The 12,396-nt window shown below is 71.1% G+C and carries 11 protein-coding genes; 2 read left to right on the forward strand and 9 right to left on the reverse strand.

Features of this window, described 5'->3' with window-relative positions; translation table 11 throughout:
• Positions 1 to 23 precede the first annotated feature (23 nt).
• Both OG917_RS13430 and OG917_RS13435 read right to left on the reverse strand, forming a co-directional pair.
• Positions 24 to 1,316: an ATP-binding protein gene (locus OG917_RS13430; RefSeq protein ID WP_328317820.1), complete on the reverse strand. Its 1,293-nt coding sequence runs from the start codon at positions 1,314 to 1,316 to the stop codon at positions 24 to 26.
• An 83-nt stretch (positions 1,317 to 1,399) separates the two neighbouring features.
• Positions 1,400 to 2,077 (reverse strand): response regulator transcription factor, encoded by a 678-nt coding sequence (locus OG917_RS13435; protein WP_328317821.1) that lies wholly within the window; start codon positions 2,075 to 2,077, stop codon positions 1,400 to 1,402.
• A 466-nt stretch (positions 2,078 to 2,543) separates the two neighbouring features.
• Between OG917_RS13435 and OG917_RS13440 the strand changes: the two genes are divergently transcribed.
• Complete coding sequence (locus tag OG917_RS13440; RefSeq protein ID WP_328317822.1) at positions 2,544 to 4,025, forward strand: peptide MFS transporter; 1,482 nt, start codon at positions 2,544 to 2,546, stop codon at positions 4,023 to 4,025.
• Positions 4,026 to 4,153: 128 nt separating this feature from the next.
• Here the strand turns inward: OG917_RS13440 and OG917_RS13445 are convergent, their stop codons facing one another.
• The 6 genes from OG917_RS13445 to OG917_RS13470 all read right to left on the reverse strand — a co-directional run bounded on the left by OG917_RS13445 (position 4,154) and on the right by OG917_RS13470 (position 9,807).
• Complete coding sequence (locus OG917_RS13445; RefSeq protein ID WP_328317823.1) at positions 4,154 to 5,554, reverse strand: hypothetical protein; 1,401 nt, start codon at positions 5,552 to 5,554, stop codon at positions 4,154 to 4,156.
• Between the two features lie 14 nt (positions 5,555 to 5,568).
• Positions 5,569 to 6,669, reverse strand: coding sequence for a hypothetical protein (locus OG917_RS13450; RefSeq protein WP_328321857.1), 1,101 nt, complete (start codon positions 6,667 to 6,669; stop codon positions 5,569 to 5,571).
• A gap of 2 nt (positions 6,670 to 6,671) precedes the next feature.
• Positions 6,672 to 7,730 (reverse strand): COG1470 family protein, encoded by a 1,059-nt coding sequence (locus OG917_RS13455; RefSeq protein ID WP_328317824.1) that lies wholly within the window; start codon positions 7,728 to 7,730, stop codon positions 6,672 to 6,674.
• A gap of 74 nt (positions 7,731 to 7,804) precedes the next feature.
• Entirely contained in the window at positions 7,805 to 8,542 is a 738-nt protein-coding gene (locus OG917_RS13460; RefSeq protein WP_328317825.1) for a peptidase, read from the reverse strand.
• A 287-nt stretch (positions 8,543 to 8,829) separates the two neighbouring features.
• The gene (locus tag OG917_RS13465; RefSeq protein ID WP_328317826.1) at positions 8,830 to 9,321 is read right to left on the reverse strand and encodes an ATP-binding protein; all 492 of its coding nucleotides are present in this window, start codon (positions 9,319 to 9,321) and stop codon (positions 8,830 to 8,832) included.
• Positions 9,322 to 9,438: 117 nt separating this feature from the next.
• Complete coding sequence (locus tag OG917_RS13470) at positions 9,439 to 9,807, reverse strand: STAS domain-containing protein (RefSeq protein WP_328317827.1); 369 nt, start codon at positions 9,805 to 9,807, stop codon at positions 9,439 to 9,441.
• Between the two features lie 233 nt (positions 9,808 to 10,040).
• Here OG917_RS13470 and OG917_RS13475 point away from each other — a divergent pair, with 233 nt between their 5' ends.
• Entirely contained in the window at positions 10,041 to 10,934 is an 894-nt protein-coding gene (locus tag OG917_RS13475; RefSeq protein WP_328317828.1) for an RNA polymerase sigma factor SigF, read from the forward strand.
• Positions 10,935 to 11,174: 240 nt separating this feature from the next.
• Here OG917_RS13475 and hutI read toward each other — a convergent pair whose 3' ends face one another.
• A complete protein-coding gene (hutI, locus tag OG917_RS13480; RefSeq protein WP_328317829.1) occupies positions 11,175 to 12,392 on the reverse strand; it encodes an imidazolonepropionase in 1,218 nt (405 codons plus the stop codon).
• Positions 12,393 to 12,396 lie beyond the last annotated feature (4 nt).

The raw sequence follows: 12,396 nt of genomic DNA on the forward strand, positions 1-12,396 counted from the left end.
CCCGGGGGGGGAAGCGCGGCCGGTCACCGGATCGTCGGCTTCGGGTCCTCCTGGTCCTGCGGGCCGCTCTGCGCCGGCGGGTTCTTCGAGACCCGGCTCAGGAAGAGCGCGAAGACCGGCGGGTGCTGCTGGAGCATTTCGAGCCGCCCGCCGTCCGCCTCCGCGAGGTCACGGGCCACGGCGAGGCCGATACCGGTGGAGTTGCGGCCGCTGATGGTCCGCTCGAAGATCCGCGCCCCGAGGTCGGGCGGCACACCAGGACCCTCGTCCGTCACCTCGACGACCGTCTGGGTGCCGGTGACCCTCGTACGGACCGCGACGGTGCCGCCTCCGTGCATCAGCGAGTTCTCGATCAGGGCCGCCATCACCTGGGCCACCGCGCCGGGTGTGCCGATGGCCCGCAGCCCGCGCTTCCCCGACCGTACGATGGCGCGCCCCGCGCTGCGGTAGGCCGGGCGCCACTCCTGGAGCTGCTGGGTGACGACCTCGTCCAGATCGAAGGTGACGGCCGAGCCGGTGCGCGGGTCCCGTGAATTGGTCAGCAGCCGCTCCACGACGTCCGTCAGCCGTTCGACCTGGGTGAGCGCGATGGTGGCCTCCTCCTTCACCGTGTCCAGGTCCTCGGTGAGGGTGATCTCCTCCAGCCGCATGGAGAGCGCGGTGAGCGGTGTGCGCAGCTGGTGCGAGGCGTCGGCGGCCAGCCTCCGCTCGGCGGTCAGCATCCGTGTGATCCGCTCGGCCGACGCGTCCAGCACATCGGCGACCCGGTCGAGCTCGGGCACCGCGTACCGCTTGTGCCGGGGACGCGGGTCGCCGGAGCCGAGGCGTTCGGCGGTCTCGGCGAGGTCGGTGAGCGGCGAGGTGAGCTTGTTGGCCTGGCGTACGGCGAGGAGCACGGCCGAGACGATCGCGAGGAGCGCCACCGCGCCGATGATGAGCAGGGTGCGGCCCACTTCGCGGGTGACGGTGGAGCCCGCCTCCTCGACCGAGACCTCCTCGCCGTCCGCGCCGGACGCCTTGCCCCGGATGACGGCGCCCTGCGGCTCGGTGCCGAGCCTGATGGTCTCCCGGCCGGGGATCTTGATCACGGCGTAGCGGTCGGCGTCGACCTGGTCGTGCAGGACCGACTCGGTGACCCGTTCGTCGCCGACGATGCGGCTCTCGACGATGCTCGCGAGGCGCAGCGCCTCGGAGTCCACGCTCTCCTGGGCGCTGCTGCTGATGGTGCGCGTCTCGACAATGACGAGCGAGACGCCGAAGACGGCGATCACGACGAGTACGACGGCGAGCGTGGAGTTGATGAGTCGGCGGCGCATGCGGCAAGTGTCGCAGTCGGCGCCCCCGGGGACGGGTCAGTGCCGTCCGGGCCGCCCGGGAGGGACAGCCCGGGCGGCGGGCCTCAGCTCTTCTCGAAGCGGAAGCCGACACCCCGCACGGTGGCGATGTAGCGCGGGTTCGCCGCGTCGTCGCCGAGCTTCTTGCGCAGCCACGAGATGTGCATGTCGAGCGTCTTGGTGGAGGACCACCAGGTGGTGTCCCAGACCTCACGCATCAGCTGGTCCCGGGTGACGACCCGGCCGGCGTCCCTGACCAGCACCCGCAGCAGGTCGAACTCCTTTGCCGTGAGCTGGAGTTCCTCGTCGCCCATCCACGCGCGGTGCGACTCGACGTCGATCCGTACGCCGTGGGTGGCGGGCTGCGGGGCGGTGTCGGCGGCGCCGCGCCGCAGCAGGGCCCGTACCCGCGCCAGCAGTTCGGCGAGCCGGAAGGGCTTGGTGACGTAGTCGTCGGCGCCGGCGTCCAGGCCGACCACCGTGTCGACCTCGTCGGCGCGGGCGGTGAGCACCAGGACGGGCACGGTGTGCCCGTCGGCGCGCAGCCGCCTGGCGACCTCAAGACCGTCCATACCGGGCAGGCCCAGGTCCAGGACGACCAGGTCGATCCCTCCTTGAAGGCCGGCGTCGAGCGCGGTCGGTCCGTCCTCGCGCACCTCGACCTCGTAACCCTCCCGACGCAGTGCGCGGGCCAGCGGCTCCGAGATGGATGCGTCGTCCTCGGCGAGCAGTACACGGGTCATGAGGGTGATGGTAGACCGCGACGGGTCGTGCTCGTGAGGTGACGGTGAAGGGCTGCGAGTCTGGGTGGCCACACGCGTTGCTACCTTCGAATACGGTGGCTGGTTCCGGCGTTCGCCTGTGATCCATGTCTCAACCCCTTTCAAATGCCGCAGCTGCCTCTTTATGGTGGCGAGACGCCTGTAGCAGTACTTGGGGCTCTTTGGCCTGCCATGGTGCGGCAAAGACCCCCTTCTTCTGTGCACGGTCGGTCCTCCCGGCCGCGTGGACAGTGAATGACCTAGCGGCCGGGCCCCGTGTGCGAGGAAGCGCACGGAGCGTGGATCCCGGTGCGGTCTCCCCCCTCGGTACGGAACACATCCGGCTGGCCCCTCAGGCGTGGGGTGGGGGCGGACCATGCCGGTGCCGGCCACCCCCCACCGGGCGCGTCACCGATCTGCGGCGCGTCCCGAGAAGCAAGGAACGACCATGGCGTCAAGCCTGACGAAGGCTCCGGACACCCCGGAAAAGACCTTCTTCGGCCACCCCCGCGGCCTGGCACCGCTCTTCATGACGGAGATGTGGGAGCGTTTCAGCTTCTACGGCATGAGGGCTCTGCTCCCGCTGTACCTGGTGTCCAGCACCGGTCCGCATCTGAGCGCTGCCACCGCTACGGCGATCTACTCGATCTACCTGGCGATGGTCTACCTGCTCACCATGCCGGGCGGCTGGTTCGGTGACCGCGTCTGGGGGGCCCGCAAGACGGTCACCATCGCGGCCTCGGTCATCATGGTCGGGCATCTCGTCCTGGCGCTGCCGGGCACGGGCTCGTTCTTCGCGGGACTGGCGCTCGTCGCGTTCGGTTCCGGGCTGCTGAAGGCCAACATCTCCACGATGGTCGGGCACCTGTACAAGGGCCCGGACGACCCGCGCAGGGACGGTGGCTTCACCGTCTTCTACATGGGCATCAACATCGGGTCGTTCTTCGCGCCGCTGGTCATCGGCACGGTCGGCGAGAACGTCAACTGGCACCTCGGCTTCGCCCTCGCCGCGGTCGGCATGGGGCTGGGCCTGATCCAGTTCCTCCTCGGCACGCGCCACCTGAACGAGCGCAGCTCCATCGTCCCGAAGCCCCTGTCGGCGCAGGAGCGCAACTCGGTCCTGACCAAGGGCCTGATCTGCCTGATCATCGCCGCGGTCTTCTACGGCATCGTGGTCTTCAGCGGCACCTTCACGGAGAACTGGGCGCTCTACCCGATCACCGTGCTCGGTCTGCTCATCCCGATCGGCGTGCTGGCGCGCATCAAGCGCGACCGGGACCTGACCGGCCTGGAGCAGAAGAAGATATCCGGCTACATATGGTTCTTCGTGGCCGCTGCCATCTTCTGGATGATCTACGACCAGGGCGGCTCCACGATGTCGCTCTTCGGTGAGAACTCCACGACGAACAGCCTGTTCGGCTTCCACTTCCCGACGTCCTGGTACCAGTCGGTGAACCCGGTCTTCGTCATGGCGCTGGCCCCGGTCGTCGCCTGGATCTGGCTGGCCCTCAACAAGAGGGGCAAGGAGCCGAGCACGGTCGTCAAGTTCGTCTCGGGTCTCTTCCTGGTCGGCGTCTCCTTCTTCGTCTTCATGCTGCCGCTGATGTCGACGACGGACGGCTCGAAAGTCAGCCCGATGTGGCTGGTGGCGATCTACTTCGTCCAGACCGTCGGCGAGCTCTGCCTCTCCCCGGTCGGCCTCTCGGTGACGACGAAGATGGCTCCCGCGAAGTACGCCAGCCAGATGATGGGTGTGTGGTTCCTCGCCGTCACGGCGGGCGACTGCGTCACCAGCCTGATGTCGCTCTCCGGCGTGAACCTCAACAAGTCCGGCATGGTCGGCCTCGAAGCGGGGCTCGCGGTGGTCGCGGCCTTCGCGGTCTGGATGTACCGCGGCAAGGTCAAGGAGCTCATGGGCGACGTGCGCTGACGCGTTCCGCGCTCGCTGTATCCCGTACGCAGGCCCCCGCCGCACCTGACCGGTGCGGCGGGGGCCTGTCCCGTAGGCGCTGGGCCGTCCCCGTGACGACGGCGGGGCGCCGCCGTCCCGGGTCCGGGTCAGCGGGTGCCGCGCAGCCTCCGCCACGGGGTGAAGGTGAACACCGCGCCGCCCAGCAGGATCACCGTGCCGGCCACCAGGCCGAGCGCCCGCAGGCCGCCGTTGTCGCTCGCGCCGGTCTCGGCGAGGCCACCGCCGGTGCTGGTGCCCGTGCCGCCCGCCGCGGTACCGCCGCCGGTGGTGCCGCCGGTCGATGTGCCGCCCGACGCGCCGCCCGGCTGGGCCGAGGTGTCCAGCTCCAGCGAGACGGCGACGTTCGCCGGCGGGGTGCAGGTGGTGGTCGTCCCGAGAGCCTTGACCGTCAGCACGCCGGGGCTGAGTGTCGCCTTGCCGTCGGCGCCCGGCTTGTAGGTGCCGGTGAGGTCGGGGATCTCGATGGGCGCACCGGACTTGATGGCCGACTTGTTGGCCGGGCCCGCCACATGGACCGTGCCCTTGTCGGCGCCGCCGAGCTTGACCTCCATGGACGGCACGACCGAACCGGCGGGGATGTCGGCAGGGCTGTCCATCACCGACTTGCTGAACTTGACGGTGAGGCCGTAGTCCCCGCCGCTCTTCTTCGCACTGACCTTCACCGGGGATGTGGCGTTCTTGTTGCCGATGGGCGTCTTGCAGGCGTACGCGACGGAGACCTCCTTGCCAGGGAAGTCGGTCGTGCCGCCGGTGCCGCCGGAGGTGCTGCCCCCGGTGGTGGTCCCGCCGGCAGTGGTCCCGGCCGTCGTGCCACCGGTGGTGGTGCCGCCGGTGGTCGTACCGCCCGTGGTCGTACCGGCCGTCGTGCCGCCGGTGGTCGTACCGCCCGTGGTCGTACCGCCCGTAGTCGTACCGGCCGTCGTGCCACCGGTGGTCGTACCGCCCGTGGTGGTACCGCCGCCGTCCGTGACCTTGATGGTCACCGACGACTTCACCGTCTCCTTGGGCGAGCACTTGGTGTCAGTGGAGATCGGCTTGCTGACGTTGATGTTGTACTTGTCGGCCGTGAGCGTGACGTCCCCGGCCTTGGTCAGCTTCAGTTTGCCCGTCATGTCGGAGAGGACCATCGGACTGCCCTTGGGGATGGGCGGGTTCGTCCGGGGGCCCTGCATGGCCAGGTCCGCGGTCTGCGCCCCGCCCACCTTGACCGTGCCGGTCGGCTGCACGGTGTTCGAGTCCAGGTCGAGGATGTCGGGGTTCTTGGAAGCGGCCGAGACCGTCTTCCACACGACGTCGACCTCGTCGCCCACCTTCGCCGTGGCAGGGGCCGATACGGCCACCTGGGTCGTGCCCTCGATGGCCGGCAGCCCGGAGATCGCGGGCGGTATGCACTCGGTCTTGTACGAGACGTCCGCGGCCCGAGCCGGGCCCGCGGCCAGCATGATCCCCGCACCGCCGAGCATCAGCGCGCATCCTGCCGCGCTCATCCTCCGTTTTCTGATCACGAGTTTCCCTTCGTCGTCGGGTGCTTCTCGACCGGGTGGTTCTCGGACGGTGCGGTGTCCGGGGTGAACCACGGCAGAGCCGTGGCCGTAGAGGGCTGCGGCGGGGCGTCGGCCCGCCCGGGCCTGCGGAAGGCGGGCATGCGCGGGGCGGGTCCTGGCCGCGCGTTCCTGCGGCGCCAGGACCGGCCCGCGGCGCGCGCGGCCCGCGGCCCCGCCTTGTCGACGACCGCCATACCGATACGGAAGACAGCGGCCGGCACGACCACGCACAGCAGCAGCCAGAAGAACGTGACGCCCCACGGGCGCCCCACCCCCCAGGGCTGCTCGACCAGCACCTTCCCGGCGTACTTCACCGCGACCTGGTAGTCGCCGTGGGCGCCCGCCGACAGTTCGGCGTCCAGTCTGATCCGTGCCTTCTTGCCGGGGGCGACCGTGCCGTGCCACTGCCGGTCCTCCCACTGCGGGGCGAACACGCCGTGCGAGGTGCCGAGCGAGAAGAGCGGGTCCTTGACGGGGGTCGAGCCGAGATTGCCGACGGTGAAGACGATGGTGCGGGCGGGGGGCGCGCCGAACCAGGTGAGGACCCCGCTCGATCCCTCCAGCCGGGCGCCGGTCAGGACGGCGAGCCGCCCGCCCGGCGGGGGCTTCGGCAGGGCCGCGACCGGATGGCCCGCGACCTCGAACACCACGTCGGCGGCGGCCTGTTCACCGGTAACCGTCGCGATGTGGACCACGCAGGGGCAGGGCCGGGGCGGCTCGGCGACCGGCAGCTTCTTGCTGAAGCCGCCCCTGGAGTCGGTGGTGACGGCCCGCCCGTCCGCGTTGGCGCAGGCGTTGGTGCCGCCGATCACCCCACGGGCCGGGGTGGCCTGACCACAGATCAGCATCATGAGGAGCGCGTCGGGGCGCCAGCCCGTGCCCTTGACCGTGATGTCCCCGCCCTTGCCCGCCTGTTGCCGGGAGAGCGTGGCACCGGGGTTGTCCGCCGCCGCGGCGCCGGTGGCCGGGGCCAGGGCCAGGGCGGGGAGGAGGGCCAGGAGGAAGCCCAGGGCGGCGCCCCAGCTCCCGAGCGCCCGCAGCCACCGGGCGGGTCCGATCTTCACGTTGCCGCTCCCGCCGTCGCCGGTTCGCTGTCGGTGCTGCCGCCGGGGTCGCCTGTACCACCGGGGCTCTTGCCGCTGCCCGTACTGCCGCTGTCCCCGGCGTCCGCGCGGTCGCTTCCCTCCGCGCCTTCGCCGTCGTACGGCCCCGGTCCTGCGCCCGTTCCCGGCCGCCTGGCATGTCTGCGCCGCAGGGACCAGAGGCCCGCGCAGGCGAGCGCCGGCACCAGGAGACCCGCGGGCCACCATCGCGGGACGAACACCGCCGACGCGGTCCCGGTGGAGCGGGCCCCGCCACCCGCCGTCACCACGAGGTGGACGGCCGCCGCGCCGAGGGCCGGCGGATGGGGCCACTTCTCCGTGAGGGAGACACGCCGCCCGGGGAGCAGCTCCACCGGCAGCGTGCGCCCGGCGATGCGGTGGTCGCCGCCGATGAGACCGCCGGCGCGCACATCGAGGTGCGGGGTGAGGGCGGTGTTGCCCCGGTTCACGAGCGTGTAGCGGATGAGCCCCGGGCCCTTGTCGACCCGTACGTCCTCCACGGTCAGCGCGGAGAGCGTCGGCCCGCTCACCCGTAACCGCACCCGCACCCCGGTCTCGCGCCCGCCGGCCGCAGCCACGATCGCGGCCGGGTGGTCGCCCGGTTCGGCGGTGGCGGGGACCGTGACGCTGAAAGGGACCCGGGCGCTCGTCCGCGCGGGGAGCTCCACCGAGCGGGCCGCCGGGGTGATCCAGGTGGTGTCGGTGGCGCGGAGCGCGGACCCACCGGCCGGCGTGTGGTACGCCTCGGCCCCCCGCAGCCGCACCGTCACCGGCTTCTTCCCCGGATTGGTCAGGGTCAGGGCGTCCTCCAGGACGGTCCCCGGCGCGCCCTCCAGATAGAAGTACGGCCGGCCGCCGGCACTGGGCCTGGTCCCGCCGCTGGATGCCGGGGCCACCGTCCAGCCGGGCCCGCCGTCCGCCGGAGCCGCCGCGTACGCCGGTACGAGCGCGGGCACGGCGGAGCAGAGCAGTACGGCAGCCGTGAGCACGGCGGAACGGATGGTACGCGTGAGCATGAAAGGACTCCCTGTGACTCAGACCCGCCCCTGGTCGCCGGTGCGGCTCGGACCGCCTCCTCGCCCCGCTGGACTCAGGCGGACCGCTGGCCCCGCCGGGTCAGCCACAGCACCCCGGCGGCCCCGCTCAGCAGCACGGTCCCGCCGAGCGTGCCGAGCGCCATCGTGGAGTCGAGCGGACCGGTCTTCGGCAGGCTGCCGCCCGTCGAGCTCTGCGAGCCACCGCCCGTGCCACCACCGCCCGTGCCACCACCGCCCGTGCCACCGCCGCCCGTGGAGCCGCCGCCCCCGCTCGTACCGCCGCCCGATCCCGCGACCGTCAGGGTCAGTGACGGCTTGGGGCTGTTGGACGGGGTACAGGTGGTGGTCGTGCCGAGCGCCTTGATGGTCAGCGTCGACGCGGTGAAGGTGACCTTGCCGCTCTTCCTGGGGGTGTAGGTGCCCGACAGATCACTGATCTTGATGGGTGAGTTGGCGGGTATGGCCGCCGTGTTGGTCGCTCCCGAGACCGCGACCGTCCCGCTCTCCGCACCGCCGAGCCTGATGAGCGCGCTGGGCTTCATGGCGCCCTTGCCCAGCTCGACCGGGCTGGACGAGACACCCTTCTGGAAGGACATGGTGAGGGTGTAGCCGCCCCCGCTCCTGACGCCCTTGATGTCGATGGGCGAGACGGCGCCCTTGTTCCCGATCGGCGTCTTGCACTGGTAGTTGACATCCACCACGTCGGCCTGGGCTGCCGGTGCCGTCATCAGCACCACCGAGCCCGCGACGGCCGCCGCCAGCGCACACGCTGTCCGCTTCTGGTACGACACCTCGAACCCCTTATGCCGGATGCCGCCGCTGCGTTCCTGACGGCACATCAGATTTGGCGCTCAAGGTACGCCGGAGCCCTTGCCGAGGGAAGACAAAGAGCGCACCGGATCGGTGCGCTCAGGGGGAAGGGGGGAACGAGGGGACGGGAGCGGTCGGCGGGACACCGCCGCGGCGTTCGCGCCCCGCCGTCCCGGAGCCGGTCCGGCGGCGGCCAGGAGCCCTCCGGGCGGCGCGGGGCCCGACCGGGCCGGCGCCGCGAGCCGGGCGCCCTCCAGGCGGGTGACCTCTAGGCGGGTGCCGCCAGCTCGGCCCAGACCATCTTGCCCGGCCTGCCCGGGGTACGGATCACGCCCCAGTCGAGGCAGAGCCGCTCCACGATGAACATGCCGTGCCCGCCGGGCCGGCCGGCCCGGTGCGGGCTGCGCGGGGCGGGCTGACCCGCACCGCGGTCGGCCACCTCGAGACGGAGCACTTTCTGCCCGTACGAGACACGGAGCTCCTCGGGCCCCTCCGCGTGCAGGCACGCGTTGGTCACCAGCTCGGACACGACCAGCAGGACGTCCTCCGCCGCCGCACGGCGGTCGGCGCTCTCTGCGGGCAGCCAGGCCCAGTCGTAGAGCGCCTGGCGCGTGAAATCACGCGCCAGCGGCACGATGCCGCTCGCACTCAGCAGGGAGAGCGTGCGACTGCGGCCTTCGGCGGACACGGTAGAGGCAGGTCCGGCGTCGTCGCGCTCGGGACCGAGGTCCCCCGGCGGCTGCTGCCGGGTGGTGCTCATCAGCGCTTCACCTCACCGATTCACCGGTTCAAAAAAGTCAGCGGTACAGGGATTGCGGAGGGACTCCTGCCCTGCCTCATGGTGACAACACTCAATTTCTTCAACAGAGTGTGCCGGTCAGTCGCGCAGCGCGTCTTCGAGATCATCGTGCAAGGTGAAGACCGCCTCGGCGCCTGTGATCTCGAACACTCTGGCCACCACCGGAAGCATCCCCGCCAGATGGACCCCGCCCCCGGCGGCCTCCGCCTTGAGCCGGGCCCCGAGGAGCACGTTCAGCCCGGTCGAGTCACAGAACTCCAGCTGCGAACAGTCGATGACCAGGCGCGACCGGCCGCGGTCCAGCGCCTCGTCCAGCGGTTCACTGAGCAATTCGGCAGTGTGGTGATCCAGCTCACCCGCCGGAGTCACGACCTCACTCCGGCCGACGGACCTGACTTCGACCAGAAGCCGGCCCCGGTTCGTGCTGCCGACCGTCCCGCGGTCCATGTCCGTTCCTCTTCGCCGTTGGAAATGTCGCTGACGTGCGACGAAGACTACGCCTTCCGCACGCCGACTGGTAGCCGAACAACCCCAACTTACCTTGACAATACGGACATTTAGTACTTGCGCTTGTCCGTCACAAGCCGATAGGGGTAGAGCGACACCATTCGAACACGGCCGGCTTTGGAGGCGCCGCTACACCGCAGAACACAGGCATCGGCAGCCATATGCCGAGAACCATGGAGGACACCATGTCACCCCGGCTCGACGAATCCCGCAACGGTGCGTCGACTGCACGGCCTACCCCGTCCCACCGGATCGAGTCCGGAATCGAGGATTTTCCTGAGATTCCGCCGTACGGCGAAGTGGGGCCGCTGGACGCCAGGGCCCTGTCGAAGACGCTCTTCGCGCGCCTGGAGTCCCTCGAAGAGGGCACGCACGAGTACGCGTACGTACGCAACACGCTCGTCGAGCTCAACCTGGCCCTGGTCAAGTTCGCCGCCTCCCGGTTCCGCTCCCGCAGCGAACCGATGGAGGACATCATCCAGGTCGGCACCATCGGCCTGATCAAGGCAATAGACCGCTTCGAGCTCAGCAGGGGCGTGGAATTCCCCACGTTCGCGATGCCGACGATCATCGGCGAGGTCAAGCGCTTCTTCCGTGACACGTCCTGGTCGGTGCGGGTGCCGCGCCGCCTCCAGGAGCTCCGTCTCGACCTCGCCAAGGCGGGCGACGAGCTCGCCCAGCAGCTCGACCGCTCCCCGACCGTGGCGGAACTCGCCGAGCGCCTCGGCCTGACCAGGGAAGAGATCGTCGAGGGGATGGCGGCGAGCAACGCGTACACCGCGAGCTCGCTCGACGCCCAGCCCGAGGAGGACGAGTCCGAGGGCGCCCTGGCGGACCGGATCGGCTACGAGGACCACGACCTCGAAGGTGTCGAGTACATCGAGTCGCTCAAGCCCCTCATCGCCGGGCTCCCCGCGCGCGACCGGCAGATCCTGTCGCTGCGCTTCGTCGCCAACATGACGCAGTCGGAGATCGGCGAAGAGCTGGGCATCTCGCAGATGCACGTGTCGCGCCTGCTGTCGCGCACGCTGGTGAAGCTCCGCAAGGGGCTGACCCTGGAGCAGTGACACCCCGCCGCGAGGAGCCTCGTCCGGCACACCGGCCGGGCAGCGCCTCGGCGGAAGAGCCGGTCCCGCTCGCCGGGACCGGCTCTTCCGCGTGCGCCGCTCCCCGAGCGTGAGCGCGCGAGGCCCCGGCCGCTGTCCGCGACCGGGGCCTCGCGCGTCCGGCCTCGCGTGTCCGGCCTCGCGTGTCCGGGGCCTCGCGCGTCCGGGGAGTGCCGGCGGCCCGGGACTCCGGCGTCCGGGTCAGATCACCCGGGCTCCGCGCTGCCACACCCCCGCGACCAGGGGGACCCCCGGCCGGTAGGCGAGGTGGACGTGCGACGGGGCGTCCAGCAGGGTCAGGTCGGCCCTGGCCCCCGGAGCGAGCCGTCCGATGTCCGTGCGGCGCAGGGCCCGCGCACCGCCCGCGGTGGCGGACCAGAGCGCCTCGTCCGGGCTCATCCCCATGTCCCGCACCGCCAGGGCGATACAGAACGGCATGGACGACGTGAACGACGAGCCCGGGTTGCAGTCCGTGGAGAGTGCGACGGTCGCCCCGGCGTCGAGGAGCCGGCGGGCGTCCGGCCAGGCCGCGCGGGTGGAGAACTCGGCGCCCGGCAGCAGGGTGGCGACGGTGTCGCCGTCGGCCAGGGCGGTGACGTCCTCGTCGGTGAGATGAGTGCAGTGGTCCGCCGAAGCGGCGTCCAGCTCGACAGCGAGCTGGACACCCGGGCCGTAGCTGAGCTGGTTGGCGTGGACGCGCGGATGCAGGCCCCTCGCCCGCCCCGCGGTGAGGATCGCGCGGGCCTGGTCGCCGTCGAAGGCGCCCTTCTCGCAGAACACGTCGATCCAGCGGGCGTACGGCGCACAGGCCTCCAGCATCTCGCCGGTGACCAGGGCGACGTACCCGTCGGGATCGTCCGCGTACTCCGGCGCGACGATATGGGCCCCCAGGTAGGTGACTTCGTCGGTGTGGCCGGCCGCGATGCGCAGCGCCCGTGCCTCGTCCTGCACGGTCAGGCCGTAGCCGGACTTCGTCTCCAGCGTCGTGGTGCCCTGGCGGAGCGCCTCGTGGAGGTACGCCCCCACGTTCGCGGAGAGCTGCTCGTCGGTGGCGGCGCGGGTGGCGCCGACCGTGGTGCGGATACCTCCCGCCGAGTAACTCCGTCCCGACATACGCGCGTTGAACTCGGCCGTCCGGTCGCCCGCGAAGACCAGGTGCGAGTGCGAGTCGACGAACCCGGGAATCACCGCCCGGCCGCCCGCGTCGACGGCGTTGTCAGTGGCGGGTGCTTTGCTGGATTCACCGACCCAGACGACGCGGTCGCCGTCGATGACGAGCGCCGCGTCCTGGATCAGACCGAGCGGGGATCCGTCCCCGAGGGAGGGGTCGTTGGTGACCAGACTGCCGATGTGGGTGATGGCCGTGGCACCGGTGGCGGGGCTCGTGTGCGCGGGGTTCGTCGTCGCGGGGTTCGTCATCGCG

Source organism: Streptomyces sp. NBC_00388, from assembly GCF_036061255.1.
Lineage (GTDB): Bacteria > Actinomycetota > Actinomycetes > Streptomycetales > Streptomycetaceae > Streptomyces.

Bases quoted from the DNA above. Each gene is read 5' to 3' on its own strand.
- OG917_RS13430 (WP_328317820.1), bottom strand. From the start codon at position 1,316: ATGCGCCGCCGACTCATCAACTCCACGCTCGCCGTCGTACTCGTCGTG.
- OG917_RS13435 (WP_328317821.1), bottom strand. From the start codon at position 2,077: ATGACCCGTGTACTGCTCGCCGAGGACGACGCATCCATCTCGGAGCCG.
- OG917_RS13440 (WP_328317822.1), top strand. From the start codon at position 2,544: ATGGCGTCAAGCCTGACGAAGGCTCCGGACACCCCGGAAAAGACCTTC.
- OG917_RS13445 (WP_328317823.1), bottom strand. From the start codon at position 5,554: ATGAGCGCGGCAGGATGCGCGCTGATGCTCGGCGGTGCGGGGATCATG.
- OG917_RS13455 (WP_328317824.1), bottom strand. From the start codon at position 7,730: ATGCTCACGCGTACCATCCGTTCCGCCGTGCTCACGGCTGCCGTACTG.
- OG917_RS13465 (WP_328317826.1), bottom strand. From the start codon at position 9,321: ATGAGCACCACCCGGCAGCAGCCGCCGGGGGACCTCGGTCCCGAGCGC.
- OG917_RS13470 (WP_328317827.1), bottom strand. From the start codon at position 9,807: ATGGACCGCGGGACGGTCGGCAGCACGAACCGGGGCCGGCTTCTGGTC.
- OG917_RS13475 (WP_328317828.1), top strand. From the start codon at position 10,041: ATGGAGGACACCATGTCACCCCGGCTCGACGAATCCCGCAACGGTGCG.
- hutI (WP_328317829.1), bottom strand. From the start codon at position 12,392: ATGACGAACCCCGCGACGACGAACCCCGCGCACACGAGCCCCGCCACC.